The sequence below is a fragment of the Micromonospora sp. NPDC000442 genome, from assembly GCF_042898635.1.
Classification (GTDB): Bacteria; Actinomycetota; Actinomycetes; order Mycobacteriales; family Micromonosporaceae; genus Micromonospora.
This window is the reverse complement of the sequence record NZ_JBIAYZ010000024.1, coordinates 58,290-83,530: the sequence shown is the minus strand read 5'-3', so window position 1 is coordinate 83,530 and position 25,241 is coordinate 58,290. Positions and strand designations below refer to the sequence as shown.

The window sequence follows — 25,241 nt, the reverse complement described above, 5'->3', positions numbered from 1 at the left end:
GCGGATGGCCGCGTTGCCGGCGGTCACCTGGACCTCGCCCTGGAATCCGCCGGACCAGGTCGAGGTGACCCGGTACGTCGCCGAGCAGGCACCCGTCACCGGCGGGTTGGTGGTGGGCGGGGTAGTGGTCGGCGGGGTGGTGGTGGGTGGCGTGGTGGTCGGCGGCGTGGTCGTGGGCGGCGTGGTGGTCGGCGGGGTGGTGCCGCCGCCGAACTGGACGTCGCTGCAGTGGTAGTACGACTGGTCGAAGTGGCTGGCCTGCCAGACGGTGAAGATGATGTGCCGGCCGGTGCGGCCCGGCGCGTTCACCGGAATCTGGATCGACACCCCGTCGACCTCCCGCTGCCACTGCGACGCCGGCGTGTAGCCGATCTGGCCGACCAGTTCCAGGTCGGACCAGGCCAGTGGCTTGGTGAGCGTGTCCACGCCCTGCCGGGTGGCGTACACCCGGAGGTAGTCGGCACCGTGGCTGGCCTGGTCGAAGAACTTCAACTGGAAGCTGTTGGGGACCGGGGTGGTCCGCCAGGCACCCAGGGTGTCGAGGGCGTTGTAGCGACCGCCCTCGGCGCGCCCGCCCGAGCAGAGTTGGCCGTTCGGTACGGCCGCCTGGTGGTTGCCGCCCACCCCCTCGCGGAGTTGGCCGTTCCAGTTCCACATGGCGCTCGGGTTGGCCTGCCAGGCCTGCCAACACATCGGGTCCTCGGTGGCCATCCGCGGGTTCATGTGGTCACCACCCCAGCGCTCCCAGCAGCCGTAGGCGCGGGACCCGGGGTTGACCGTGGCGCCGTGCGCGGAGACGGGGTTTGTCAGCGCGGTGGTGAGCAGCAACAGGGCGACGGCCGCGATGGCCAGCAGCCAGGCAGCGCGTGGTGATCTGAGTACGTTCGACATGGAGCTCCCCAAGGGAATTGTCAGTTCGCGACATCGCCCGGACGCTCGGGAGTTGCCTCTCCCGTGGCCGATCTGCGGTGCCCCTGTGGTGTTGGCTCCGAGGGAAGCGTGCCACGGAGCATCGGCGTACGTCAACGCGGGAAGCGCTCTCCGGCACCACCACCGGACAGGTGCTGGCCACCCCGCCGGGCTACCGGGCGCCGATGCCCTGCCGGCTGGCGTTGCCGGGTCGTCCGTTCGGCCGGGAGTCGTGCGCCCGTCCACTGGGCCGGGCGGGGCCGCGCCAGAGGGAGTGTGGCGCGGCCCCGGCCGGGGTCAGGTGGTCGCGGTGCAGGTCACCGTCGGTGTGTTCGTGCTGCTGCCGGAGGCCAGGAAGCCGAAGCTGGTGCTGGCGCCGGCACCGAGGTTGCCGTTGTAGCTGACGTTCGTGGCGGTCACCGTGGAGCCGCTGGAGGTCACTGTGGCGTTCCAGGCCTGGCTGACCTGTTGGCCGCTGCCGTTCGTCCAGTTCACCCGCCAGCCGCGGATGGCCGCGTTGCCGGCGGTCACCTGGACCTCGCCCTGGAATCCGCCGGACCAGGTCGAGGTGACCCGGTACGTCGCCGAGCAGGCACCCGCCGGTGGCGGGTTGGTGGGCGGCGGCGTGGTCGGCGGGGCAGTGGTGGGCGGCGGCGTGGTGGGCGAGGGTGTGGTCGGCGGCGGCGTGGTGGGCGGAGGGTTGGATCCGCCACCGAACTGCACGTCGCTGCAGATGTAGTACGACTGGTCGGAGTGACTGGCCTGCCAGATCGTGTAGATGACATGCCGGCCGGTGCGGCCCGGGGCGTTGACCGGGATCTCGATGGAGACCCCGCCCGGCTCCTGCTGCCACTGCGAGGCCGGCGTGTTGCCGATCTGACCGACAAGTTCCAGGTGCGACCAGGCCAGCGGCGTGTTCAGCGCGTCGTAGCCCTGCCGGGTGGCGTACACCCGGATGTAGTCGGCACCGTGGCTGGCCTGGTCGTAGAACTTCAGCCGGAAGTTGTTGCCGACCGAGGTGGTCCGCCAGGCACCCGGCACGTCCATCGCCCGGTAGCGCCCGTTCTCGGTGCGCCCGCCGGAGCAGAGCTGGCCGTTCGGGATGGCGGCCTGGTGGTTACCGGCCACGCCCTCGCGGTAGAGGCCGTTCCAGTTCCACATGGCGTTGGTGTCGGTCTGCCACGCCTGCCAACACATCGGGTCCTCGGTGGCCATCCGCGGGTTCTGGAAGTCACCGCCCCAGCGCTGCCAGCAGCCGTAGTTGCGGGAGATGGGGTTGGCCACCGAGCCGTGCGCGGAGGCGGATGGCACAAATGCCGTGGTGAGCAGCAGAGCGGCGACGGCCGCGACGGCCAGCAGCCAGAGCGCCCGCGATGATCTGAGTGAATTGGACATGGAGCCCCCAGGGGGAGTCGTCGGATCTATCTCGACATCGCCCGGACGCTCGGGAGTTGCCCTCTCCCGTGCTGTAAGCGTCGCCCTCGTGTACTGGCTCGACCGGAAGGATGGCACGTTAGATCGTCACACGTCAATGAGGAAAGCGATTTCCAGCACGGTGTGCGAGGCGTCGTCGAAGCGCTTCCACCACCGGGTTCGGGCGTCTCACCACTTCCGGCGCATCGGTGTGTGGGGGATGCCGTCCTCGACGTACTCCGGCCCGCTGACCGTGAAGCCGTGCCGGGTGTAGAAGTCGACCAGATGCGACTGCGCGTCCAGCACGCACGGCCGGTCACCGATCTCCGCGAGCGCCGCCGTCATCAGATGTCCCGCGTGCCCGGCACCCCGGGCCTCCGGGGCCACCACCACCCGTCCGATCCTGGCCACCCCGCCGGGGTCGGCCAGGATCCGCAGGTACGCCACCGGAGCGCCGTCGCGGGCAAGCCACAGGTGCCGGGTGCCGGGTTCGACGTCGCGCCCGTCGACCTCCGGGTACGCGCACTCCTGCTCGACCACGAAGACGTCGACGCGCAGCCGCACCAGGTCGTGGAAGGTGCGGGCGTCCAACTCGGCGAAACTGGCTGCCCGCAACTGTGTACTCGACATCCCGTCAGGCTAGTGCGGTGCCCGGGATTCCTGCCGGCCGCCGGTGTGGCATTGGTGCTGGTGCTGGTGCTGGTGACCTGCGGCGCTGGTGCTGCTCGTGCCGCGGTCTGTCGGCGCGGGGCGGTCAGGCGGGACGGGCACCCACCGCGTCGCGGATCTCGGCGCCGCGCTCGGCCTCCACTGCCCGGGCGCAGTGGCCACAGCAGAAGAACCGGCCGGAGACCTCGACCCCGTGGCCCGAGATCTTGATGCCGCAGTGCTCGCAGATCGGTGCCAGCTTGTGGATCGCGCACTCGAAGCTGTCGAAGGTGTGCACGTCGCCGCTGACCGTACGCACCTCGAACGCCAGCCAGTAGTCGTTGCCACAGACCTCGCAGGTAGCCACGCCCCGTACCTCCATCAGAAGACCTTTTGTCCATCTTGCGGCATGACGTCGGGCGGCTCGTCTTTTATCGACAGTGGTCTTTACTGTTAACAAGGTTTAAATTATGTTGGTGGCACCTCACCAGGCATCACGCCGACAAGGAGCTGCCGCCATGCGCCGAAGAATCACCCTTCCGCTCGTCGCGACGGGCGCCATGGTCTCCACCCTGGCCGTCGCCACCCCCGCCCAGGCCCACGGCTACGTCTCGTCGCCGCCGAGCCGCCAGGCGCTCTGCGCCCAGAACCGGGTGCCCGACTGCGGGCAGATCAGGTGGGAGCCGCAGAGCGTCGAGGGCCCCAAGGGGCTGCGCAACTGCCACGCCAACATCTCGCACTTCGCCGTCCTCAACGACGACAACCGTGGCTGGCCGGCCACCTCGGTCGGTACCACCGTGACGTTCACCTGGGTCAACACGGCCATGCACGCCACCCGCGACTGGGAGTACTTCATCGGCAACACCCGGGTCGCGGTCTTCTCCGGCGGCGGACGCCAGCCCGGCGCGACCGTCTCGCACACCGTCAACCTGTCCGGCTACTCGGGTCGGCAGAAGCTGCTGGCGGTATGGAACATCTCCGACACCGCAAACGCCTTCTACTCCTGCGTTGATCTGCAGATCGGCGGTGGCGGCGGCAACCCCACGCCCAGCCCGAGCCCGACCACGAACCCGCCCGCCCCGTCGCCCACGCCGACGGTCGCACCGACCACCAACCCGCCGACCGGCGGCACCTGGGCAGCCGGTCGCGCGTACGCCGTCGGGGACCAGGTCACCTACGGTGGCCGCACCTACCGCTGCCGGCAGGCGCACACCGCCATCGCCGGTTGGGAGCCGCCGAACGTACCGGCGCTGTGGAGCCAGATCTGACCAACGGGAGGTGCGACCGGACCCGGCCGCACCTCCCGTTCGCCGTACCGTCGCTCCTTCGTGCCCTGCTGTGGGCGGGAGCTGGTGTGCTGTCGGCCGGAGCCGCCGTGTCGCGGGCCGGAGCCGGCGTGCTGGGGGCCCGAGTCGTCGTGTCGTCGGCCCGGCCGCCCGAGGGGTGCGCCGTGGTGCGGGCGCGGCGTGCCACGCTGCGTGTGCTGCCGCTGCACCTGCTCGCGGTGCTGCTGGTTGCCGGCTGCGGCGGCTCGCCCGCGCCGTCCGGGCAGCCCGCGCCCACCGACGCCACGCCTCCGGTGGCCGCCACCCCTGCTCCGGCGCCTGTAGTCACGAGCGTGATGGCCGGCATCGACCTGCTGTTCCTGTCGATGATGGCCGGGCACACCGAGCAGACCCTCCAGATCGTCCGGCTGGTCCGGGACCGGCTGACCGACAGCGAACTGCGCACCCTGGTCGCCGCCGTCGAGGCCACCGAGTCCGACGAACTGGCCACCGCACGCGGCTGGTTGGCGCAGGCCGGGCGCAGCGCCCGCGCCGACGACCACGCTGGGCACGGCACCGGCCCCGAACAGTTGGCGCGGCTGCGCGACGCCCCGGACGCCGAGGTCGACACGGTACTGATCGAGGTGTTCAGCGCGCACCAGCAGGCCGCCGCCGACCTGGCCCGGGCGCATCTGGCCGCCGGTACCGACGCGCGGGTGCTCGACCTGGCCCGGCGCGTCGAGCAGTCGCGTACCGCTCAGGTCGCGTTGATGGCCGCCCGGCCCGCAGCCGGTTGACCGCCCGGCCGCGCGGACCCCGGCCGGTAGGGACGCGGGTCGGCGCGGGCCGGCACCGGCTTGCGCGGGCCGGAGTGGCCGCGGGCGGGGTGCCCTGGTCAGGCGTCGTTCGGGTCCAGGCGGATGGAGAGCGAGTTCACGCAGTGCCGGGTGTCCTTCGGGGTGAAGCCCTCACCGCGGAAGACGTGCCCGAGGTGGCTGTCGCAGCGGGCGCAGCGGATCTCGGTGCGGCTCATGCCGAGGGAATTGTCCTCGATCTCCTTGATCGCGCCGGGGATGGCGTCGTCGAAGCTCGGCCAGCCGCAGTGCGAGTCGAACTTGGTGTCACTCGGGTACAACTCGACACCGCAGGCCCGACACCGATACATGCCGGGCGTCTTGGTGTCGACGTACTCACCGGTCCACGCCGGCTCGGTGCCGTGCTCACGCAGCACCCGGAACTCGGCGGGGCTGAGCCGGACCCGCCACTCGTCCTCGGTGCGGGGCAGTTCGCTGTCGGGAAGAGTCACAGGTCAACGGTACGCCGAAGGTCGGACCCATCGCATATGGTCGCGCAATGGGTGGCACGAAGGCTGCGGCCGAGCAGATCGAGGTGGCCGGGCACACCGTACGACTGTCGAGCCCCGATCGGGTGATCTTCCCGAAGCGGGGCTTCACCAAGGCCGACGTCTTCCACTACTACGTGAGCGTCGGCGACGGCATCATGCGGGCGCTTGGTGAGCGACCGACGACGTTGCAGCGCTTCCCCGACGGCATCGAGGGGGAGATGTTCTTCCAGAAGCGGGTGCCGACCCGGGGCGTGCCGCCCTGGGTGCAGACTGCCGAGATCAGCTTTCCCAGCGGTCGCAAGGCCGCCGAGCTGTGCCCGGCGGACCTGGCCCATGTGGCCTGGGCGGCGCAGATGGGCACTGTGGTGTTCCACCCGTGGCCGGTCCGCGCCGCCGACGTCGACCAGCCCGACGAGCTGCGGGTCGACCTCGATCCGCAGCCCGGCACCGACTTCGCCCACGCCGCCACCGCCGCCGCCGAGCTGCGGACGATCCTCGACGAGCTGGGCGTGCCGGGCTGGCCAAAGACCTCCGGCGGCCGGGGCGTGCACGTCTACCTGCGCATCCAGCCACGCTGGACGTTCGTCGAGGTACGTCGGGCCACCATCGCGCTGGCCCGGGAGCTGGCCCGCCGCCGGCCTGACCTGGTCACCACCGCCTGGTGGAAGGAGGAGCGCGGCGAGCGGGTCTTCGTGGACTACAACCAGATGGCGCGGGACCGCACCATCGCCTGCGCGTACTCGCTGCGCGCCAACGCCCGGGCGACCGTCTCCACCCCGGTCACCTGGGACGAGCTGGCCGACGTCGACCCGGACGACTTCGACCTGCGTACCGTGCCGGAACGGCTGGCCCAGCGCGGCGACCCGCACGCCGGCATCGACGACGCCGCATGGGACATCACACCGCTGCTCGAATGGGCCGAGCGGGACGCCGCCGCCGGAGAGGGCGACCTGCCCTACCCGCCCGACCATCCGAAGATGCCGGGCGAGCCGAAACGCGTGCAGCCGTCCAAGGACCGCGACCGCCCCCGCTGACCCAACCCGCCCGCTTCCGCCCCCTCCCATCCCTCCCATCCCTCCCGTATCCGTTGATCATGAGGTTAGCGGCAGTTTGAAGATCCACAACTGCCGCTAACCTCATGATCAACGAGGCGCGGGCAGGGAGCGTGACCTTGGGCGGCGGAACGAGGCGGGACCCGATGCCCGCAGGTTGCGGCGAAGGGGCTACGGGAGGCCGTTGGCCTCGAGGGTCTCGACGAAGGACCGCCACTGGGCGGGGGCGAACAGCAGCACCGGCCCGGCGACGTCCTTGCTGTCCCGCACCCCGACCGCGCCGGCCAGATCGTCGGCCACCTCGACGCACTCGCCCTCACCGCTCCGGCTGCTCTTGCGCCACCTGGCGTTGGTCAGGTCATTCATCGAAGGTCTCCTTGATAACCGTCCCGATCAGATCTTCAGACTCGCGCACGCCCAGTGAAAGGTCCAGAAGGGTGGACCAGGCGTCAGCGTAAGCCGCCACTTCTGTCGGCTTGTCCAGGTAAAGGCTGCCGGTCAGCGACTCGCTGTAGACGGTCGACGGCTCTGCGGGCCGCGTGCCGACCGCTGGAAAGTCCAGCATGATGAACGACCCGGCAACGGATGCCGCGTGGGGGCCGCTGCCCAGCGGCAGCACCCGGACCGAGACGTTCGGTCGCTGTGCGGCGTTCACCAGGTGTGCGAGTTGGCTGCGCCAGGCGTCCAGGTCGGTAATGGGGCGGCGGATTACGGCCTCGTCGATGATGGCTTCGAAGCTGGGAGCCTTTGGGCTGCGGCGAGCGAGCAGCTTCTGACGCTCCATGCGTAGTGCGACCTTCTGCGCAACCTCATCCTGGCTCCGGCCAGCCTTGGCGCTGAAGATGACCGCAGCGTATTCGGCCGTCTGAAGCAACCCAGGGATCAGCGTCGGCTCGTACTGACGCACGCGACGGGCCGCCGCCTCCAGCCCGACGTACAACTCGAACCACGCCGGGATGGCCTCACCGTAGGCGTGCCACCAACCCCGACTCTTGCTTTCCCGGGCCAGGCTGACCATGACCTCGGTTAGCTCGGCGGAGGTGCCGTAGTTCTGGCACATCAGGGTCACATCGTGGGTACGCAGAGAGGTCTGTCCGCTCTCCAGGCGGTACATCTTGGCGCGCGACCATTCGAGGGCCTCGGCGGCAGCCTCCAGGTTGATGCCGGCTTCCTCCCTGGCCTGGCGCAGCAACCTGCCCAGTTGCCGTCGCGGCACCGAAGACCCAACGTCGCTCATTTCACCCCGTCTCACATCGGTGCTGCCAGTGTCTCGTTTTGGAACAGCATCGAGGCCCAGATGACACACCGTCAGTATCTTTTTCCGAATCTCCGTATGAGACATTGCAGATCGGCGAAGCGCGGACCGATGGTGGCAGGCATCGGCATCATCGGTGCGTGTTCGCGGGAGGCTCGTGGTGGTTTGGTGGAGATGGTTTCAACGGCAGGACGAACCGATCGACGTGGTGCAACGGTCCGCGTACCACGAGCGGGCCGGTGCGTACCGCGCCGATCAACCCGGGCGGAACGCCCCGGCGGCCCGGCTGTGGCGGTCCCGCCACGTCGTGCGGCGATGCCATCGGCGGAGCTACCGGTGAGCGCGGAGCAGAGCATCGGGTCCGTCGAGGTGGCGGACCTGCCCGAGATCGAGGTCGACAGCAAGCCGGAACTGCTGGTGCTCGTGGCGGAGAACGACATCCCGATCGGCTGGGCGGTCGTCCTGCCCGAGGGAGACTTCTGGCTGATCCGGAAGTCCACCCGGTCCTTGGCCCACGGGTCGAGTCTGGCGACGCTGACGACCTTCTGGGCCACAATCCTCGGTTGCGACGTGGGACGCCCCCGGCTGGCCGGGTCCCCGTCCGCCGGTGTCAGAGACTGAGCTTCATGCCCTCGTGGCTGGCGACGAAGCCGAGGCCGAGATAGAAGCGGTGCGCGTCGTGGCGGGCCTTGTCGGTGGTGAGCTGCACCAGGCCGCAGCCGCGTTGCCGCGCCTGGTCGATCGCCCAGGTCATCATCTGCCGGCCCAGGCCCCGTCCGCGCTGATCCGAGCGGACCCGGACCGATTCGATCAACTGTCGCTCGGTGCCGTGCCGGCCGAGCCCGGGGATGTAGGTGAGCTGCATGCAGCCGAGCAGCTCACCCCCCGCCTCGGCGACGACGAGCTGGTTACGCGGGTCGGCGGTGATCTCCGCGAACGCCTTCTCGTACCTGGCGTCGACCTCGCCGACGTCACGGGTACGCCCCAGCATGTCGTCGGCGAGCAGATCGAGGATGGCCGGCAGGTCGGCCCGGACCGCGTCACGGAAGATCACCTCACTCATCCCGCGAGCGTCCCACAACGGCGCGCCCCGATGCGCGGCAGAGCACCGTCAACTGTCGCTGTGCCGGGTGACGCGTTCGAGCACCGCGACGAAGGTGCCGACGGAGGCGCATGCGACGGGGACGGGTGGCAGATGTTCCGGCGGGCCGACCTCGGTGAGCGGAGCCTCGAAGGATCCACCGCTGCCGTCGACCCGATCACCCACGACGATCTCTCCGACGTCAGGCACGTGTACGCCCGCCCGGCCGTTCGGAAGCAACGTGGTGCCCGGCGGCCAGACCACCACCTCTGCGGCCCCTGCTTCGTCCCGCAGGATCAGACAGCCGCGAGCTAGGGACATGTCGAAGTCCCCGGGCGCGCGGTAGGCGGCCCGGGGACTTCGTTGAGGCCCGGTTGGCCCTCAGGCGGGTGGCAACCGTTCGGCTCAGGTCTTCAGTGGCAGTGGTGCTGGTCCGACTGGACGGGCGTGGCGCCGGGGCGGGTCCACTGGGCTACCGGGCGGCCGTCCTTGCGCCACCAGCTGTACGTCGGGTCGGCCTGCGGCCAGCCGTCGGGGGAGTCCTCCCAGGCTTCCTGTCGTCCGTAGGCCGTCATGTCGAGCAGCTTGAGCGAGCCCATGATCGCCTCGACGCCGCGTCCGGTCGTCTCGTAGGTGAGGAACACCCGGTCACCCCGGCGCAGGTAGCAGGCGATGTTGCCACCGCCGGCCACAGCGGGCTCGTCGATGCCGTACGTCGAGTACCACGGGTGGAGGTAGCCCATGAACTCGCGGAACGGTGCGATCTCCTCGTACGGTCCCTCGGCGAAGACCGCGAACCTGATGCCCCGTGCCTCCAGGTAACTAGCCTCGTGGAAGTTCCAGATGCTGATGGTGCAGCCTTCGCACTGCTCCTCGAACGGCTTGCCGAGGTGCCACATGTGCTTGTAGACCACGAGTTGGTCTTGCCCGTCGAAGAGGTCGAGCAGCGAGACCGGGCCCTGCTCGCCGACCAGTTTGACCGGGTTGACCTCGGTCATCGGAAGGCGCCGGCGGGCAGCGGCGATGGCATCACCCGCCCGGGTGTGCTCCTTCTCCCGGACGAGGAGTGCGTTTCGCTCCCGGAGCCAGGTGTCGCGGTCGACCACCGGAGGTGCTGGCGGTGTATCCATACTCTGCATACCGCTACTATAAACATAGTATCCACTCGTGTGAAAGAAGTTGATCGGGATTGCCTGTCAAGTTGACCTACGCGCACCACGGCGACGCCTGCCGGGCTGCCAACGCCCTCGACCTGGTGGGCGACAGGTGGACGCTTATCGTCGTCCGCGAACTGCTCCTCGGCCCCAAACGCTTCGCCGACCTTCAGGAGTCCGTCCGTGGCATCACGCCGGCCGTCCTCAGTGACCGGCTCAGATCCCTGCGTCAGGCCGGCATCGTCGACCAGGTGACGCTTACCGACCTGGCGCGCACCCGCGCGTACGCCGTCACCGAGTGGGGCCGTGGCCTGGAGTCGGTCCTCGCCTCGCTCGGCCGGTGGTACTCGTCCGGGCCGGACCCCCGCACCAGCGGTGGCATGACCCCCGACGCCATGGTCCTCGCCATGCGCACCATGGCACCCCCCGTCCCCGAGGGCCTGCCGCCGACCGCCCTGCGCCTCTACGACACCCGCCAACCCGACCCACCGGTCCGCGACTACCGGCTGACCACCGTCGACGGGCTGTTGGACATCCAGCCCGGTGCTGCCGTCGACCCGGTGGCGACCGTGACCGCCGACTCGACTGCCTGGAGCGACGTGCTCTTCGGCGGTCTGCCACTCACCGAAGCCGAACGCGCCGGCACCGTACGCGTCGAGGGCGACCGCGACACCGTCCTCGGCGTCGTACGCCACTACCACACGGCCGTAGCCCCCTCATGAGACGCTACGGCGACCTACCCGCCCTGTAGCGGGTTGCTGCAACGCCTTGTTCGGGTGCGGGATTGGATCTCAAGATTGACGGAATGGCCTTCATGTGAGCGCTTGTGACTACTCGAACTGGACGGTTTGGGCGATCCTTGTTCCGGCCTTCGGAAGAGCGTCACATGGCGGTCGACCATCCGTCGGATCGGGTGACCTGCTGCTGGAGTGCTGTCGGAGGATGGGCCGCAAGGTGCCCCTCCTTAGGTCCGTCCTGAGGTCAGACGGTCCGGCGTCAGACGGCGGGAGGTTTGACAACAAGGGAAGCGCTGGAAGCGTAGACCCGCTCTCGTTGTACGGGGCTCGTGCCGTCCTGCGCGAGGTTGTGCGCGAGAGATCGGGCTTCCTTCTTGGTGAGCAGCCCTCGATGTCGCCCGCGTGGACGGCGGGAGCCGTGCAGGTCCTGGCAGATGCGCGAGCAATGTCTGCGGAGCGGGGACTTCCGTGGGTCGGCGACCGCGAGGTGCTACTCGCGCTTCTCGCGAGCGAGGGAACGACGGCGAGTGTCCTCGTGACGCGCAGTGGCGTCGATCGCGGTGACCTGTTGTCGGCGGTCGGCCGGCTGAAGCCGTTCCAGGGTCAGCACCCGTGGGCACCTGCGGTCGATTCGCTGGAACGGATAGGTTTCCTGCTTCCTGATGTGGCCCATCACCGTGCTTTCGAGGAAGGTCGACGGGCCGAGCTCCGGCCTGCTGACGACGCTCGAGGATGAGGCAGTTCGGCAGGCCGTCCGTGAGGGGTCCGCCGACGTCCAGTTCGAGCACATCGTGCTCGCGGCAGCCTCGATCCTTCATCAGTTGGCGCTGATTAAGACTTCTGACCCGGCAGAGTTGCACAACTCCCGGCCGCTACTTGACCGATACGGCCTCTCCTACGCCGAGCTGATGGGCCGACTCGTTGACCGCGCCGATCATGTGGTGTCTCCGTCCGCTGTGGAGTCGCCCACCGTCCCGGCCCGCCCACCGGTCGCCTCACCAGAAGTTGCGAGGGCCTTTGACCTTTCGCGTCGCCGCGCCGCGCAGGGTGCCAGTTACCCAGAGATCCTGGCGCACCTTTTCGCGATGCCGCAGGCAAGGGCTGCGATCTCTGCGCTCACTGCCGACCAACCCTGAGGCTCGATCAGCTCGGCTCGGCGACTACGAGGTGTTCGAGCGGGCTGCTGCCAACCCGAGCGCTGCGGCGGCTGTACCGGCACGCCTCGCAGGAACACTGACCTGTCCAGCCCACATCGGGCGACCCGGAGTAGTTGATGTCGACCGTCATTGTGGTGCCGGAGAGCGTAGCGCCAGATGGGAGGCCACGATGTCTATCGTCATGGGAGGAGGCGTCTACTCAGTGCTGCGCCGAGCTGCGCGCGAGGCGGCGCGTTTGAAGAAGCTGAGCATCGATGTCGACGATGTGCTCTTCGGCATGCTGGGGCGTTATCCGCTGCTGCGGTCGGTGATCCCGGTCCGGCCGCAGCAGCAGCAGCCGCGGCGGCGTAGCGAGGCGTCGCACGTCTCGACCGGTGATGTCGAGTTGTCGGGGGAGCTGACCCTTGAGGTCGTTCGGGCGATGCGGGAGGCGTACTGGCGGAGTTTCGGTTGGCCCGGCCCGGCGCGGGACCGGTTTGCCGAGGCACTCGGCTGGGAGGCACCTGCGGTGGCGGTGCTACGGCTCGCCGCTCATCTTGCGGTGCGGCGTCGGGCACCGTACGTGGGCAGCCCCCATGTACTCGAGGCGCTGTTGGAGGATCCGGGCCAGCACGCCCACGAGTACCTCGTGTCGGACCAGATCGTGCCCGGCCGGTTGGATGCCGTGGTCGCTCGGCTGTGGCCGCAGGGTGACCGGGAGCCGCCACGGCCGGGGCTCGCCGGGCCGTTGCCGGAGATCGGGGTCATCGCCCGGGAGCCGGGCAGGAAAACCGGCCGGTTGAAGAGAGGCCTCGTGCTCTCGGTCGCTCGGCTGTTCGCGGAGACCACGCCGGCACTGAACTGGCTGGAGTTGGAGGCGGTCGCCGAGACGGTCCGTCTCGGGCACGACCGTACCTCACCGGCCCACCTGGTGATGGGAGTTCTCGTGCTCGAGGAGGAGATGCAGGCCGGGGATCTGCGGCCCGTCTCGCCGTCCGATGTCGCGAACGAGATGCTGCTCGGCCGGTTCGGAGTGACCCGGCAGGACGCCGCTCTGCGGGTGGCGAAGGCGAGCTACGGCACGGAACTCGCCGAATCACGCCCTAAGCGGTCCTGGCAGACCGAACGAAGCAACCCGCCGTGGACGGCGGCGGCTGCCCGGATCGCCGAGCGGGCTCGGGAATTGGCCAACCTCGGCGCGCGGATGCCGGCGGGAAGCGCTCACCTGGTGTACGCCGCCGTTACCGACTCCGACGACACCGGCCGAGAACTCCTCGCTGATCTGGGCGTCGATGCCCGCGCCGTTCGCGACCTGGCCGCCGCCCGCCTCGGACTGAACTGACCTCGACGACAACTGCGAGACGCCCCCGTCAGGGCCGGTGGCTAACGGGCCGGACAACGCACGCCGTCGGTCGGGACGGTGAGGTCGATCAGGTACGCGTTGACGGCCTGGGTGATGCAGGCCGTCTGCGGGTAGGCGGTGTGGCCTTCGCCCTCCCAGGTGAGCACTCGCCCGACGCCCAGCATCTCGGCCAACGCCGGGGTCTGCTCGTACGGGGTGGCGGGATCGCCTGTGGTGCCGACGACAAGGATCGGCGGGGCGCCCTCGGCGCGGCCGGTGGGGTAGGGGTCGCTGCCGCCGGGCCATTCGGTGCAGGAGACCAGGCCGGCGGCGAGCGGTGCGCCGAAGAGTGGGTACTGCGTGCGCCACTCGGACTGGAGCTGGCGGATCCGCTCCAGGTCGGGGCGTTGTTCCTCGTCGGCGCAGTTGATGGCCAGGTTGGCGTCGAAGAGGTTGCTGTAGTTGCCGTCGGAGTCGCGGTCGGTGTAGTTGTCGGCGAGCCGGAACACGTCTGTCGGGTTGCCCTCGTTCAGCCGGTCGATGGCCTGGGCGAGTTGCTGCCAGCCGGGCTCGGAGTACAGCGACGAGACGATGGCGTAGAAGATCCAGCCGGCGGTGGCTTCCCGACCGTCGGCGGAGCGGACGGGGGAGACCTCGGCCTTGTCGATCGCCGAGGTGACCGCCGCCCGGGCGTCGGGGGCGATCGGGCAGCGGCCCGCGTTTGCCGCGCACCACCTGGTGAAGTTGTCGAAGGCGCGTTCGAAGCCCTTCGCCTGGCTCTCCGAACCCTCGATCAGACCTTGCCGGGGGTCTACCGCGCCGTCGAGCACAAGCGCCCGCACCCGCTGCGGGAACAACTGGGCGTACGTGGCGCCCAGCAGGGTGCCGTAGGAGTAGCCGAGGTAGGTCAACTTCTCGTCGCCGACGGCAGCCCGGATGGCGTCGATGTCGCGGGCCGCCTGCTCGGTGCCGTACAGCGGCAACTGGTCGCCGTACTTGGCGCCGCAGCCTTGACCGATCTGCTTGTTGAGCGCGACGAAGTCGTCGAACGACGCCTGGCTCTCCGGGTCGGGGTTGTAACCGAAGGCGGCGTCGAGGTCGGCGTCCGGGATGCACTCGACCGGGCTGGACCGGGCTACCCCGCGGGGGTCGAAGCCGACGATGTCGAAGCGTTCGAGGATCGCGTCGGGCAGGCCGCCGTACTGCTCGCCGAAGGTGAGGTAGACGGCGGTGTCGACGCCCGAGCCGCCGGGGCCACCCGGGTTGATCAGCAGCGAACCGATCCGGTCGCGCTGGTTCGTGGAGCGGGCCCGGAGCAGCGCGATCTCGAAGGTCTCACCGGCACCGGGACCGGTCGTGGCGGCGCTGCCGCCCGCCCAGTCCCGCGGCACCTGGATTCTGGTGCACTCGTACCGGATGTCCGGAGCGCGTCGCCCGACCACCTCGTCGGCCACCTCGGGGCAGGACCGCCAGGTCGGCGCGGCCCCCGGTGCCGCGGCCTCGCCGTCGACGTCGGCGCGCGGCGCGAACGCCGGCAGCGTGCAGCCGGCGGTGAGCACGACGGCGGCGGTCAGGCCGGCCACGGTGAGCCGGAAACGACGGATCCGGTCGGGCGTACGGGTCACGAACGAGCCTCCGTGATCAGGATGCCGGCCAAGCTACGCGGGACCGGCCGGGACCGCCGGGTCACCCCGCAGCACCTGGTCCACGTCGAACCGGACCGGCTGGTCGAGTTGATCGTATCGGCAGGAGAGCGGGTCGCGGTCGGGTCGCCAGCGAACGAAGCGCGCGGTGTGCCGGAACCGGTCACCCTCCATCGCGTCGTACGCCACCTCGACCACCAGCTGCGGGCGTAGCGGCTCCCATTCCAGGTTTTTCGTGCCGGTCCAGCGGCTGACCCCGCCGGGGATGCGCTGCCCGCGTTCGTGGTCGCCGTGCACCCACGGGTGCTCGGGCCCGGCGTCGCGGTAGGGGGCCAGCTCCTCCAGCAGCTCGGCGCGGCGGGCCATGGTGAACGAGGCGCTGACCCCGACGTGGTGCAGCACCCCGGCGTCGTCGTAGAGGCCGAGCAGCAGCGAACCGACCACCGGGCCGGACTTGTGCCAGCGGAACCCGGCCACCACCGCGTCGGCGGTGCGGGCGTGCTTGACCTTGGACATGAGCCGCTTGCCCGGCTCGTACGGCAGGTCGGCGGGCTTGGCGATCAGCCCGTCCAGGCCGGCGCCCTCGAAGACGTCGAACCAGCGGCGCGCCACCTCGGCGTCGGTGGTGATCTGGGTGACGTGCACCGGGGGTCGCACCCCGGACAGCGCCTGCTCCAGTCGGGCCCGGCGGGTCGGGTAGGGGGCGTCGAGCAGGCTCTCGTCGTCGAGCGCGAGCAGGTCGAAGGCGACGAAGTCGGCGGGGGTCGTCTCGGCGAGCAGCTTCACCCGGGAGGCCGCCGGGTGGATGCGCTGGGCCAGCAGCTCGAAGTCGAGCCGGGGTTGCCCGTCAGGGCCGTCGCGGCGGATCACGATCAGCTCGCCGTCGACCGCGCAGCGCGGCGGCAGTTGCCGGCGGGCCTGCTCGACCACCTCGGGGAAGTAGCGGGTCATCATCTTGCCGCCCCGGCTGGCCAGCTCCACCTCGTCACCGTCGCGGAAGACGATGCAGCGGAAGCCGTCCCACTTGGGCTCGTAGGTCATCCCCGGGGCGGTGGGGATCGAGTTGACACTGCGGGCGAGCATCGGCTCCACCGGCGGGTTGATCGGCAGGTCCACGGCGATCAGTCAACCAGACGGCACCGACAGTGGTGAGCCGGATCACGGCCGACCGGTGGGCGGCGTGTCCGTCTCAGGTCCGTCACGTCCCGCCCGGGCGAATCGGAAAACCGCAGGTCAGAGCTACTTTCGCGAGGTGGTGGAGTGGGTGTGCGGGTGCTGCGGGCGGTGGCGGGTCAGCGTCGAGCTGATCCACGGCCGGTACCTGTACCGGTTGGTGCACACCTATCCCCGGCGCTTCGGTGGCGGCAAGAACGTGCTCGGCGAGGTGGGGTCGGTGGATGAACTGGCCGAGCTGCTGCGTCGGCGTACCCCGGTCGACCTGGCCGACCTGCGCGAGGCCGCCTGATACTCCGGTCAGTAGTGGGAGAAGGAGCGGATCGGGGCGCGCGGGCCGAACTTTGGTGCTTGCACGGCGGCGGCCTCCAGCAGCCAGCAGACCCGGCCCCGGTGGCCCCGGAACGGCTCCAGCAGCTCCAGCATCCGGGCGTCGTTGCCGCGCGGCTCGCCGGCCAGGGCCCAGGCGACCGTGTTGGGTACGTGATAGTCGCCGACGCTCACCGCGTCCGCGTCGCCGTACGCGACCCGGACCACCTCGGCGGCGGTCCACGGCCCGATGCCCGGGATCGACCGCAACAGCCGGGTGGCCTCGGTCGAGTCGGCGCATCGTTGCAGGCGGTCGGCCACCCGCGCGGCGCGCGTCAATGTCTCGGCCCGTCGCTGCTCCACCCCGAACGGATGGAATACCCAGTACGGCGCGGCCGCGACAGCCGCCGGGTCGGGTGGCAGCAGCAGCCGTACCGGACCCGGGGCCGGCTCGGCGAAGTGGCGCACGGTCGCCGCGTACCCCCGGTAGGCCTCCTTGCCGGTGACCTTCTGCTCCAGCACTGCCCGCAGCACCCGGGGAAAGATCAGCCCGCTGGCCGGCATCCGCAGCCCCGCCTGCTGGCTGGCCAGCCGCGCCACCACGGGGTGGCTGGCGGCCAGCTCGGCGAACCCGGTCAGGTCGTCGCGGAGCCCGGCCACCGCGTCGGCGTGCTCGACCATCCAGTCGGCGCCCGGGCCGTGACCCTCGGCGACCAGATCGCCGCCCTCGGGCCGCAGGGCAAGGGTGGCCGGCCCGTCGGGCGTGCGCGCCGCCCACCAGAAGACGCCCGCGACGATTCGCGCACACGGGTCGTACGGGCTGAAGGTGAGCGGGCGCACCGAAGCGGTGAAGCGGTAGCCGGCTGGTGTTCGCAGCACCCGACGCGCTTTCGGTTCGTTCCCGGTCACCCGGTCACTGTGCCACCTGGTGCGGGCGGGTCGTCGTGGACCCACCCGGACGCGATGGATAGACGTTGCTCGGTCAATTCTCGGTAGCCATCCGTGCGGTTTTCGGACCGCCTGATCGGCCAGTATTCTTAGGGCAAATCCCCGCATCAGCGGACCTATCTGGCCTGCCGTGTGTCGACACGGTTACCGGCCGGAGGAGCGCGGCTGTCCCGCAGGTGAACACGCTGCTATGGTCCGACCTGCGCAGGGCCAGATCCGTCCGGAAACGGACGGTGAGTCGGATGATCCATCGACCGGTCGCCCTTCGCGCATCACGGGGAGCTGTGCAGAAGGGTAACGGGGATGGCTGCCGCTGCGGTTGTTCACAGAGAGCGCCTGGCGCACGGTGTTCGCTTCAGCGCACCTCCGTGCTGATCGTGCCGTGACCGTCCACACTGAACGGCTCGCCGGATGATTGCGCTGCGCGTCTACCGTCTCCTGCCGCCCGCCCTTCGGCGGCGACTCCTCGATCTGCTCCCCGAGCACCGGCGGCTCGGAATGGTGCGTACCTTCACCCGGCCGCGTGGCAGTGACTCACTGCACCCGGTCGGCACGCGGGTGCCGGTGACCGACGACGGTTCCCGTACCGAGGCCGAGGTGGTGGCCGCGGCGACACCGCTGGAGCTGTGGCACCGCAACCTGACGGCGGTAACCGTGGCCCTGGAGAACGCCGGAATCGAGTACCACTGCCTGCGTAACGACGACTACCTGCGTAGTTCGGTGGCGATCCTGGTGGATCAGCGGGATGCCGTCCGCCGGCTGGTGCGTTCGGCGCCGGGACTGTCGGGCGCGCACGTACGCACCGTCGAGGTACGCCCCGGGCGCAACCAGCCGGACCTGGCACCGACCGAGGTCATCCAGGTGTGGTTCCCGGTGACCGACGTCCGGGCCGGAGTGGTGCTCGGTGCTCAGTTCGCCTGCGAGATCGAGTTCTGGAGCCGGGTCGGCGACGTGGTCCGCGCCCCTCGGCACAACGCGGTGATCGACGAGGCGCCGGCCCGGGCCGAGCGGGTCCGGGTCGCCGCGGCGCTGCTCAGCCATTTCGTGCCGGAGGCGGACGACCACACCTACGGCACCCGCCGCGACCTCACGGTCCGCGCCCCGGACCGGGTGGGGTTCCCGATCGACGCGGTCTACACCTGGGTGGACGGCTCGGATCCGGAGTGGTTGGAGCGCAAGCGGGCCGCGCTGGGCGCCCCGGGCGGTGCGCTGCACGCGATCGCGGCCAACGAGTCGCGCTACCACAACCGGGACGAGCTGCGGTACTCGATGCGCTCGCTGCACAGCTTCGCCCCGTGGCTGCGGAAGATCTTCCTGGTCACCGACGGCCAGCTGCCCAGTTGGCTCGATCCGAGCCACCCGATGATCACCGTCGTGTCGCACGCCGAACTCTTCGCCGACCTCGGCGGGCTGTCGTCGTTCAACTCGCACGCCATCGAGTCCCGGCTGCACCGCATCGAAGGGCTGGCGGAGCACTTCCTCTATCTCAACGACGACGTTTTCCTGGGTCGCCCGTTGCTGCCGACCCACTTCTTCCACGCCAACGGGATCGCCAAGTTCTTCCTCTCACCCGCCCAGTTCGGGCTCGGCGAGGCGAAGCCGACCGATCCGCCGGTGAACGCCGCCGGGAAGAACAACCGCCGGCACATCCAACGTCAGTTCGGTGTGACCATCACGCAGAAGATGAAGCACACGCCGTTCGCCCTGCGCCGCAGCATCATGCATCAGATCGAGGCGGTGTTGCAGGCCGACGTGACCGCCACCGCGCAGCACCGGTTCCGCCACCACGAGGACCTGTCGATCCCCTCGTCGTTGCACCAGTACTGGGCGTACCTGACCGCGCAGGCGGTACCGGCCGACATCGAGTACGAGTACGCCGACCTCGGCCACCCCTCGACCCCGGCCCGCCTCGCCGAACTGCTGGCCCGACGCCACCGCGACGTCTTCTGCCTCAACGACACCGACTCCGACCCTCGTGCGCTGGCGGAACAGGAGCGGATGCTTGCCGATTTCCTGCCCCGCTACCTGCCCTTCCCAGCACCGTTCGAGCTGCCGGAGGAGGAGGTGGCGGAGTGCCGGAAGCAGGGCGCCAGCGCGCTGTGGCGCCGCTCCCGTCAGGCCGTCCCGACCAGCCGGCGACCCAACCAGGTCGACGCGCCGACCCTCCCGAACTCCCGCTTTAACATGATCGGCGACCGGAGGCCGTCCTGATTCTGCCGGTCGCCCGCCCGTCCGTGGCGGTAGCCGCCTGTGCCGCTCGTTCGAACCAACACCCCCACTGGCCGGCGGGGAAGTCCCGCCGGCCAAAGGAGACTCCTAGGCCCGCGCTTTGCGGAGCTGGTTCCGCACGCTGCCTCGCTCGAACTGGCTGGCCACCGGGAAGTAGCTCTCCAAGAAGCCGGAGACAACCGGGATCTGCTCCGTGTCATCGAGTTCGCCGTGGTGGGTGTCATTGAGGCAGAACGCGTCGTAACCGCGGGTGACGAGAATCTGGGTCAGCTGCGGATGCTCGTTCGGATCGCCGGTGTTGACGTAACTGACTCGGATGGATCCCGGCACGGAGCGCTGAGTCAGGTAGCCGTAGTAGTGGTGCAGCGATGAGGCGATCGACACATCGGCGTGGTTGCGCAACCGGCTCGCCGCGGTTCGCTCGACCTCGTCGGCGAAAGCCTTGTCCAGGTCGTAGGCGACGCTGCGGCGCATCGGGTAGGGCGCATGCAGCAGGCCGTGGGTGAGGGTGCGGCCGAACGCCTCCCGGATCAGCCGACGGTTGTTCTTCGCGGCGCTGAAGTTGAAGTCGTCCTCCTCGTTCACCTCCACCATCGGGATGGGCGTCGGGGAGAGGAAGAACTGCGCCAACCCGTTGCTGCGGAAGAACAGGGACGGTGACACCGACCTGCCCAGGAAGAAGTCGTCGTTGAAGTAGATGAAATGCTCGGCCAGGCCGTCGATGTGGTGCAGCTGCGACTCGATGGCGTGCGAGTTGAACGTCGGCAGCGCGCCCCGGGAGTCGAACAGATCCCGGTGATCGACGGCCCTGATCCGCGGGTGGCCGGTGTCCAGCCAGGCCGGAGTCTGTCCGGCCGTGACCAGGTAGATGTTCCGCACCCATGGGGCGTACATGTCGATGGAGCGCAACGAGTAGCGCAGCTCGGCGCGATCCCGGAACCGGGCGAGGCTCTCGGCGGCGTCGATCGGAGATCTCCCCGCCTCCGAAAGGACGCTGTTCTTACTCGCCAACCAAGCTGGGTCAGCGCCATCGACCCAGGTGTAGACGACGTCGATCGGGAAGTCCACGTCGGAGACGAGTCGTTGGGTGAAGGGCTCGATCGTGGGGTGCTGACGATCCCGGATGGTGAGGGTCCCCGGCCTGATCGCCTGTGTCGGCACCATATCGCCGAGCAGCGTGCGGCGGGTCGCCAGGAGCGTGTCCCCCTGCGCGGAGGGCATCCAGAATTCGACGTCGCAGCCGACGGCAGGGCCGTAGCGCAGGGTTCTCGACGGCGAAACGTAGGGCTGGAACATCCGCAGACCGACGGCGTCGGCCGCGCGTGGCTCGGTGACCAGGCAGGCCGCGAGTGTTACCGAGGTGACTTTGGCGCCTTCGGACAGCGTCTCGGCGTAGCAGGGAGTCGTCGCGAATGCGCTTGCGAACGCGGCAAGCGTCTCCTCCCGCCGCTCCAGCGGAACGACCACCCGGTGGCGCACACCGGTGTCGCGGACGATCCAGTACGGGATGCCGCGTTCCTCCAGCACATCGACCACAGCGGTGAAGTTGGCGTACGCGACGTCGGCCGGCACCAGATCGTCCCGGACGACGCTCAACCGGCCACCGCTGCGAACCAATCCGGGAACCGCGTCTTCGATCCGCTGCTCAAGTGACTCCAGATCAGGGCCGGTGGTCACCTGGCCGGGGCGGGGCGCGGCCGGCGCGAAGCCGGATCCGCCCGCTCGCGCCAGCCATGCGGCCAGCCGGTCCGCGCGCGCCTGCTCCTGGCTGGCGTGCTCCGCGATCAGCTCGGTGAAGAGATCCTCCCAACGCTGCATGATCGGCGCGATGCGGTAGCGCTCCGCTGCGACGAGAGCGTTGGCGCCGCAGCTGCGGCGCAACTCGTCATCGGCGATGAGCCGGATCAGCGCCTGCGCGAGCTGGTCCTCGTCACCGGAGGGGACCAGCAGGCCGTCCACGCCGTGCGTGATGATCTCGGCCGGCCCGGTCTGGATGTCGTAGCTGACCGCCGGAACTCCTGCCGCGAACGCCTCCAGCAGCACCAACGGCAGGGCCTCCCCGTCACGGGAGGAGAGCAACGCGACGCTCGCCTTAGCCCACTCCTCGGTCATCCGGTCGGTTGCACCCACGAGCTGCACGTTGTCGTGCAGACCGAGGTCGGCGGCGAGTCGTCGCATCTCCGGTAGCAGCGGACCGTCGCCATAGACGCGCAACGTCCACTCAGGATAGGCCGCGGCAACCTTCCCGAAGGCCCGGATGGCGTGGTCGATCCGCTTCTCCGGAACCATGCGTCCGGCAATGGCGACCACGGGGTTGCGCAGGTCGGATCGGGGCCGGAAACCGTCGGGGATGCTGTTGGGGATGACCTCCAACCGTGGGGCCGACGGACCGAAGGTGTCCACGAACCAGTCCCTGGTCCGATCGGTGAGCACCACCAGGGCGTCCAACCGTGGAGACATCTGGAAGAGCGGCTGGCCGGTTCCGCCGCGTAGCTGCGACGGTCGGTGCTCCTGGTGCACGGTCACCACCCCGGGCGGAGCCAGCGTCGTCGCCAGAGACATCAACGCCGGTGATGACGAGACCAGGACATCGGCGTCGAGGGACCGCAGCGCCCGCTCGACCTCAAGGTCGGCCAAGCGGTTGAACTGCTTCTCCCAACGCTTCGGGATCAGCCGGCTACCGCTGCGAGCGAGAGCTTCGTACGCGGCGTCGTCCACCGGCGTGGACCGCTCCGGCCGGGGTGTGGTTCCGGTGAGGTCGACCAGATAACGACGACGTACCCGTGCGTCATTCGAGAAGAAGCTCGTTGCGCCCGTCCGGAAGACGCTGATGACCTCGACATCGTGGCGGCGCGCCAGGTAGTCGGCCTGGGTGAGGATGGCCCGCTCGGTTCCGCCGAGGGCGTCGGCTGTGTTCAGCAGGAATGTGATCTTCATGTTGCTGCCCCCGTGAAGTGCAGGCAGGCCACCGCCAGGTTGCCAGCCTTCGTGTAGTAGGGCCGGTATCCCACGAAGCGTCGGTCTTCGATCGTCACGGTGGTCCGGCTGACCCGCAGAACGGTCCGCGGATCACGTAGGTCGTGCAGGAACCGGCCGAGGCGGATCATGCGAGTGGGTGACGTGCGTACCCATGCCTCCCAGATCACCTCGGTGCCGGGCGGTCCAGCAGCCAGCTCCGCCAACGGGACCGCGAAATCGAACCGCCCGTCGATCGGGTCGATCGGCACCACCACGTCCGGCCCGCCGCTTCGCGGCGTGAACACGATCATTGGGTCTTGCAGCGTGCCGACGCCGACCAGCCTCGCGTGAACCCGTGCCTCGGTCGGCCCGGTTGCGAGCCGGGTCACCTCGGCCCGGGACCTGGCACCGAGGATGGTGAGTTGTGCCAGGCCGTGATTGCCGCAGCCTGGCTCGTATCGCCAACCGGAGACGGGGTGTGGCGGGTTGGAGAGCGTCGGCCCCTCGTGCTCCGCAGGCTCCCTCGTCTGCAGGGCGAATCGTCGCTCACCGGCCGCTTCCGAGACCGCGAGGGCCAGCGACCAGACACCCTTGTTCAGCGAAATCTCGTCAGGAGCGGTGCCGAAGGTGACCCGAGCCGTCACCGAGACCCGGTCGCCAGCCGTTTCGGCTGACGCCGGGCAGGCCACCAGGCGGTGCCCCTGGAGGAACAACAGGGTCACCGAACCGACGTCGACGGCGGAGGTGGGTAGCACGGCATGCACGTGCAACGTCCGGCCGTCGAGTACCGCGAAGTAGTCGCAGGTGGCCCGAGCGAGTTCGGCGACGGGTTCGCGGCGTAGGCGTGTCGTTCGCCGGGCGAGACGATCCGCCACCACACCCGCCCGTCGGCGAGCGCCGTAGACCACCTGAAGGAGTCGTAGTGGCGGGCGGCTCGAACTCCGACGCTCGTTCGGGCTCATCGGACCGGCTCGCGACCGCTGATGGGTGCACCTGCCCGACCGCCATCGGGAACCTGGCGGATCGCGTGCTCCAGCGGCAGGCTCGCCGCGGCGAGTGCAGTTGCGGTCTGGGATGCTCGCTCCGCCTCAAGGTGGGCAGGCAGCTCGAATGGCGTACGGAACGGGAAGTACGCCGAGAGAAACTCGCTGAGCATGGCGTGTTGTTGGGGAAGTGAGACCTCTGCCGAGTCGGTGTCGTTCAGGCAGAAGGCGTCGCGATCACGACGGGTGAGTAGCCTCGCCAATTGAATCGGCGCGGATGGATGACCCAGATCGGCGTAGGAGTATGCGATCGATCCAGGCGCCGCCTTCCCCGACAGGTACGACCAGTAGTGCTGCAACGACGAAGGGATGGACAGGTCAGCCGGGTGCCGGAACTGGTGTTCGGCCGTCGCGAGCACCTCATCGGTGAGCTCCCGCTCGATGTCTTCCAAGACGCTCTTGCGGAGCGGGTAGGGCACGTGACGCATCTTCTGCGTGATCGTGCGTCCAAATCGTTCCTGAATGTGTCGGCGGTTGTTCTTGCCGGCTGCGGTCACCGGCGGGTCATAGATCGTCGCTGGTCCGACATCGAGTTGGGCCGGAGAGGGGAAGAACTTCGCGAGCCCGTTGGCGTGGAAGAACTTGGTCGGCAGGAGCGGACGACCGAAGAACATGTCATCGTTGATGTAGATGAAGTGCTCGCTGAGGCCAGTGATGTGGTGCAATCGCGATTCGATGGCATGAGAGTTGAAGCTCGGAAGCCGGCCGGTGTCGCCGAAGATATCTCGGTGAGGTACGACTTTGATCATGGGATGCGCGACATCCAACCAGGGGGGCACCTGGTCATCCGTCACAAGGTAGATCGTCCGGATCCAGGGCAGGAAGGCCACGAGCGAGCGGAGCGAGTAGCGGAGTTCGTCCCGGCTGACATAGCGGGAGGCGTTGGCGGCAACATCGCTGATCTCAGAGCCTGGCTGCTGCTCAAGCAGCGCCAGGTTCTTCCGCCGCATCCAGTCGGCATCGTTGCCGTCCACCCAGGTGTAGACGGCGTCGATCGGGAAGGTTATGTGCTCGTATCCCAGGCCCGCGAACTCCGCCCGACTCCGGTAACGACCCGGCTCGCCGCGTTCTGGAGCGAGTCGGGTCAGGCGCGAGGCCGGCACGGTGACGGCTTGACCCTGGGCTGGCAGGGAACTGGCGACCTGGTTGCCACGCGGTGCGACGATCTCAGTGATTGGTCGGTCGGTCGGTGTTGTCACCTGCCAGAATTCGACCTCGCAGGCAAATTCGCTACCGAGGACGGTGACGCTGTCAGGATCTGACACGGAGCTGAACACCTGGACGACTGCGGCACGCTGTTTGACGCTTGCGCGCTTTCCCTCACCGTTGGTCAGGCGTACCGTGACCTGCGGCTGTTGAGTGAGTTGTTGGAGCGCCCGGAGCGCCTCGCCCTTGTGTGCCAGCGGCACGGCGACCGCACTTTGCAGGTCGTTCTTGTGGGGGACGCAGAAGTAGTCGATGCCCGCTCTGTCGAGCGCGTTGGTCACCAGATCGAGGTTGCGTTGCCACATGGCCAGCGGGGTCGCCTGCTCCACCACCTCTGCGAACACCCAGCTACCGCGGTCGCGGACCCGGTGTACCCGTCCGACAGGGGTATGGGC

25 protein-coding genes are annotated in these 25,241 nt (G+C 69.2%); 9 read left to right on the top strand and 16 right to left on the bottom strand.

All coding sequences use genetic code 11. The annotated features are described in order from the left end of the window. From ACFY2A_RS27235 to ACFY2A_RS27220, 4 genes are all read right to left on the bottom strand, one after another. A partial coding sequence (locus ACFY2A_RS27235) for a lytic polysaccharide monooxygenase (RefSeq protein WP_387175718.1) occupies nt 1-891 on the bottom strand: 891 nt, incomplete at its 3' end. 315 nt (nt 892-1,206) lie between these two features. Continuing rightward, a complete protein-coding gene (locus ACFY2A_RS27230) occupies nt 1,207-2,304 on the bottom strand; it encodes a lytic polysaccharide monooxygenase (protein WP_387175716.1) in 1,098 nt (365 codons plus the stop codon). A 207-nt stretch (nt 2,305-2,511) separates the two neighbouring features. After that, a complete protein-coding gene (locus tag ACFY2A_RS27225; protein WP_387175714.1) occupies nt 2,512-2,952 on the bottom strand; it encodes a GNAT family N-acetyltransferase in 441 nt (146 codons plus the stop codon). 124 nt (nt 2,953-3,076) lie between these two features. Next, entirely contained in the window at nt 3,077-3,337 is a 261-nt protein-coding gene (locus ACFY2A_RS27220) for a Prokaryotic metallothionein (protein WP_203994429.1), read from the bottom strand. A gap of 151 nt (nt 3,338-3,488) precedes the next feature. Here ACFY2A_RS27220 and ACFY2A_RS27215 point away from each other — a divergent pair, with 151 nt between their 5' ends. Both ACFY2A_RS27215 and ACFY2A_RS27210 read left to right on the top strand, forming a co-directional pair. Then, complete coding sequence (locus tag ACFY2A_RS27215; protein WP_332908026.1) at nt 3,489-4,238, top strand: lytic polysaccharide monooxygenase; 750 nt, start codon at nt 3,489-3,491, stop codon at nt 4,236-4,238. Nucleotides 4,239-4,366: 128 nt separating this feature from the next. Next, the gene (locus tag ACFY2A_RS27210; protein ID WP_387175711.1) at nt 4,367-5,032 is read left to right on the top strand and encodes a DUF305 domain-containing protein; all 666 of its coding nucleotides are present in this window, start codon (nt 4,367-4,369) and stop codon (nt 5,030-5,032) included. A 98-nt stretch (nt 5,033-5,130) separates the two neighbouring features. Here ACFY2A_RS27210 and msrB read toward each other — a convergent pair whose 3' ends face one another. Next, a complete protein-coding gene (gene msrB / locus ACFY2A_RS27205) occupies nt 5,131-5,541 on the bottom strand; it encodes a peptide-methionine (R)-S-oxide reductase MsrB (RefSeq protein ID WP_099846960.1) in 411 nt (136 codons plus the stop codon). Nucleotides 5,542-5,588: 47 nt separating this feature from the next. Between msrB and ligD the strand changes: the two genes are divergently transcribed. Further along, nucleotides 5,589-6,614 (top strand): non-homologous end-joining DNA ligase, encoded by a 1,026-nt coding sequence (ligD, locus tag ACFY2A_RS27200; protein WP_387175709.1) that lies wholly within the window; start codon nt 5,589-5,591, stop codon nt 6,612-6,614. Between the two features lie 189 nt (nt 6,615-6,803). Here the strand turns inward: ligD and ACFY2A_RS27195 are convergent, their stop codons facing one another. Both ACFY2A_RS27195 and ACFY2A_RS27190 read right to left on the bottom strand, forming a co-directional pair. After that, nucleotides 6,804-6,998, bottom strand: a complete 195-nt coding sequence (locus ACFY2A_RS27195; protein WP_387175707.1) for a DUF397 domain-containing protein — start codon at nt 6,996-6,998, stop codon at nt 6,804-6,806. Further along, nucleotides 6,991-7,869: a helix-turn-helix domain-containing protein gene (locus ACFY2A_RS27190; protein WP_387175705.1), complete on the bottom strand. Its 879-nt coding sequence runs from the start codon at nt 7,867-7,869 to the stop codon at nt 6,991-6,993. Before ACFY2A_RS27190 ends, ACFY2A_RS27195 begins: the two co-directional genes overlap by 8 nt. A gap of 354 nt (nt 7,870-8,223) precedes the next feature. Here ACFY2A_RS27190 and ACFY2A_RS27185 point away from each other — a divergent pair, with 354 nt between their 5' ends. Beyond that, nucleotides 8,224-8,508 (top strand): hypothetical protein, encoded by a 285-nt coding sequence (locus ACFY2A_RS27185; protein ID WP_387175703.1) that lies wholly within the window; start codon nt 8,224-8,226, stop codon nt 8,506-8,508. On the opposite strand, the gene ACFY2A_RS27180 is transcribed toward ACFY2A_RS27185, so the two are convergent. The 3 genes from ACFY2A_RS27180 to ACFY2A_RS27170 all read right to left on the bottom strand — a co-directional run bounded on the left by ACFY2A_RS27180 (nt 8,498) and on the right by ACFY2A_RS27170 (nt 10,107). Beyond that, the gene (locus tag ACFY2A_RS27180; protein WP_387175701.1) at nt 8,498-8,950 is read right to left on the bottom strand and encodes a GNAT family N-acetyltransferase; all 453 of its coding nucleotides are present in this window, start codon (nt 8,948-8,950) and stop codon (nt 8,498-8,500) included. The genes ACFY2A_RS27185 and ACFY2A_RS27180 overlap by 11 nt on opposite strands. A gap of 48 nt (nt 8,951-8,998) precedes the next feature. Further along, nucleotides 8,999-9,289: a hypothetical protein gene (locus ACFY2A_RS27175; RefSeq protein ID WP_387175699.1), complete on the bottom strand. Its 291-nt coding sequence runs from the start codon at nt 9,287-9,289 to the stop codon at nt 8,999-9,001. Between the two features lie 92 nt (nt 9,290-9,381). Further along, a complete protein-coding gene (locus tag ACFY2A_RS27170; protein WP_387175697.1) occupies nt 9,382-10,107 on the bottom strand; it encodes a DUF899 family protein in 726 nt (241 codons plus the stop codon). 62 nt (nt 10,108-10,169) lie between these two features. On the opposite strand from ACFY2A_RS27170, the gene ACFY2A_RS27165 reads away from it, so the two are divergent. The 3 genes from ACFY2A_RS27165 to ACFY2A_RS27155 all read left to right on the top strand — a co-directional run bounded on the left by ACFY2A_RS27165 (nt 10,170) and on the right by ACFY2A_RS27155 (nt 13,337). After that, nucleotides 10,170-10,844 carry a winged helix-turn-helix transcriptional regulator gene (locus tag ACFY2A_RS27165; protein WP_387175695.1) on the top strand — a complete coding sequence of 225 codons (675 nt, stop codon included), beginning with the start codon at nt 10,170-10,172 and terminating at the stop codon, nt 10,842-10,844. A 677-nt stretch (nt 10,845-11,521) separates the two neighbouring features. Beyond that, on the top strand, nt 11,522-11,995 hold the full coding sequence (locus ACFY2A_RS27160; protein ID WP_387175693.1) for a hypothetical protein: 474 nt from the start codon (nt 11,522-11,524) through the stop codon (nt 11,993-11,995). A gap of 190 nt (nt 11,996-12,185) precedes the next feature. Then, the gene (locus ACFY2A_RS27155; protein WP_387175691.1) at nt 12,186-13,337 is read left to right on the top strand and encodes a Clp protease N-terminal domain-containing protein; all 1,152 of its coding nucleotides are present in this window, start codon (nt 12,186-12,188) and stop codon (nt 13,335-13,337) included. Nucleotides 13,338-13,378: 41 nt separating this feature from the next. Here the strand turns inward: ACFY2A_RS27155 and ACFY2A_RS27150 are convergent, their stop codons facing one another. Then, entirely contained in the window at nt 13,379-14,962 is a 1,584-nt protein-coding gene (locus ACFY2A_RS27150; protein WP_387175689.1) for an alpha/beta hydrolase, read from the bottom strand. 33 nt (nt 14,963-14,995) lie between these two features. Next, nucleotides 14,996-16,096: an ATP-dependent DNA ligase gene (locus tag ACFY2A_RS27145; RefSeq protein WP_387175687.1), complete on the bottom strand. Its 1,101-nt coding sequence runs from the start codon at nt 16,094-16,096 to the stop codon at nt 14,996-14,998. A 136-nt stretch (nt 16,097-16,232) separates the two neighbouring features. Here ACFY2A_RS27145 and ACFY2A_RS27140 point away from each other — a divergent pair, with 136 nt between their 5' ends. Continuing rightward, entirely contained in the window at nt 16,233-16,445 is a 213-nt protein-coding gene (locus tag ACFY2A_RS27140) for a hypothetical protein (protein WP_387175685.1), read from the top strand. Nucleotides 16,446-16,453: 8 nt separating this feature from the next. On the opposite strand, the gene ACFY2A_RS27135 is transcribed toward ACFY2A_RS27140, so the two are convergent. Next, nucleotides 16,454-17,371: a DNA-3-methyladenine glycosylase family protein gene (locus tag ACFY2A_RS27135; RefSeq protein ID WP_387175683.1), complete on the bottom strand. Its 918-nt coding sequence runs from the start codon at nt 17,369-17,371 to the stop codon at nt 16,454-16,456. A 450-nt stretch (nt 17,372-17,821) separates the two neighbouring features. Between ACFY2A_RS27135 and ACFY2A_RS27130 the strand changes: the two genes are divergently transcribed. Next, nucleotides 17,822-19,621: a stealth family protein gene (locus ACFY2A_RS27130; protein ID WP_387175681.1), complete on the top strand. Its 1,800-nt coding sequence runs from the start codon at nt 17,822-17,824 to the stop codon at nt 19,619-19,621. Between the two features lie 105 nt (nt 19,622-19,726). Here the strand turns inward: ACFY2A_RS27130 and ACFY2A_RS27125 are convergent, their stop codons facing one another. Genes ACFY2A_RS27125 through ACFY2A_RS27115 form a run of 3 tightly spaced genes read right to left on the bottom strand, consistent with a single transcriptional unit; the run spans nt 19,727 to nt 25,190 of the window. Then, nucleotides 19,727-22,576, bottom strand: a complete 2,850-nt coding sequence (locus ACFY2A_RS27125; RefSeq protein WP_387175679.1) for a stealth conserved region 3 domain-containing protein — start codon at nt 22,574-22,576, stop codon at nt 19,727-19,729. Then, nucleotides 22,573-23,559 (bottom strand): hypothetical protein, encoded by a 987-nt coding sequence (locus ACFY2A_RS27120; protein WP_387175678.1) that lies wholly within the window; start codon nt 23,557-23,559, stop codon nt 22,573-22,575. Before ACFY2A_RS27120 ends, ACFY2A_RS27125 begins: the two co-directional genes overlap by 4 nt. Continuing rightward, nucleotides 23,556-25,190, bottom strand: a complete 1,635-nt coding sequence (locus tag ACFY2A_RS27115) for a stealth family protein (protein ID WP_387175676.1) — start codon at nt 25,188-25,190, stop codon at nt 23,556-23,558. Before ACFY2A_RS27115 ends, ACFY2A_RS27120 begins: the two co-directional genes overlap by 4 nt. Nucleotides 25,191-25,241 lie beyond the last annotated feature (51 nt).

What these genes read in the sequence shown, in the direction of transcription:
- ACFY2A_RS27225 (WP_387175714.1), bottom strand. Translation starts at nt 2,952, where the DNA reads ATGTCGAGTACACAGTTGCGGGCAGCCAGTTTCGCCGAGTTGGACGCC.
- ACFY2A_RS27130 (WP_387175681.1), top strand. Translation starts at nt 17,822, where the DNA reads ATGATTGCGCTGCGCGTCTACCGTCTCCTGCCGCCCGCCCTTCGGCGG.
- ligD (WP_387175709.1), top strand. Translation starts at nt 5,589, where the DNA reads ATGGGTGGCACGAAGGCTGCGGCCGAGCAGATCGAGGTGGCCGGGCAC.
- ACFY2A_RS27195 (WP_387175707.1), bottom strand. Translation starts at nt 6,998, where the DNA reads ATGAATGACCTGACCAACGCCAGGTGGCGCAAGAGCAGCCGGAGCGGT.
- ACFY2A_RS27180 (WP_387175701.1), bottom strand. Translation starts at nt 8,950, where the DNA reads ATGAGTGAGGTGATCTTCCGTGACGCGGTCCGGGCCGACCTGCCGGCC.
- ACFY2A_RS27230 (WP_387175716.1), bottom strand. Translation starts at nt 2,304, where the DNA reads ATGTCCAATTCACTCAGATCATCGCGGGCGCTCTGGCTGCTGGCCGTC.
- ACFY2A_RS27125 (WP_387175679.1), bottom strand. Translation starts at nt 22,576, where the DNA reads ATGAAGATCACATTCCTGCTGAACACAGCCGACGCCCTCGGCGGAACC.
- ACFY2A_RS27170 (WP_387175697.1), bottom strand. Translation starts at nt 10,107, where the DNA reads ATGCAGAGTATGGATACACCGCCAGCACCTCCGGTGGTCGACCGCGAC.
- ACFY2A_RS27190 (WP_387175705.1), bottom strand. Translation starts at nt 7,869, where the DNA reads ATGAGCGACGTTGGGTCTTCGGTGCCGCGACGGCAACTGGGCAGGTTG.
- ACFY2A_RS27120 (WP_387175678.1), bottom strand. Translation starts at nt 23,559, where the DNA reads ATGAGCCCGAACGAGCGTCGGAGTTCGAGCCGCCCGCCACTACGACTC.
- ACFY2A_RS27155 (WP_387175691.1), top strand. Translation starts at nt 12,186, where the DNA reads ATGTCTATCGTCATGGGAGGAGGCGTCTACTCAGTGCTGCGCCGAGCT.
- ACFY2A_RS27215 (WP_332908026.1), top strand. Translation starts at nt 3,489, where the DNA reads ATGCGCCGAAGAATCACCCTTCCGCTCGTCGCGACGGGCGCCATGGTC.
- ACFY2A_RS27175 (WP_387175699.1), bottom strand. Translation starts at nt 9,289, where the DNA reads ATGTCCCTAGCTCGCGGCTGTCTGATCCTGCGGGACGAAGCAGGGGCC.
- ACFY2A_RS27160 (WP_387175693.1), top strand. Translation starts at nt 11,522, where the DNA reads ATGTGGCCCATCACCGTGCTTTCGAGGAAGGTCGACGGGCCGAGCTCC.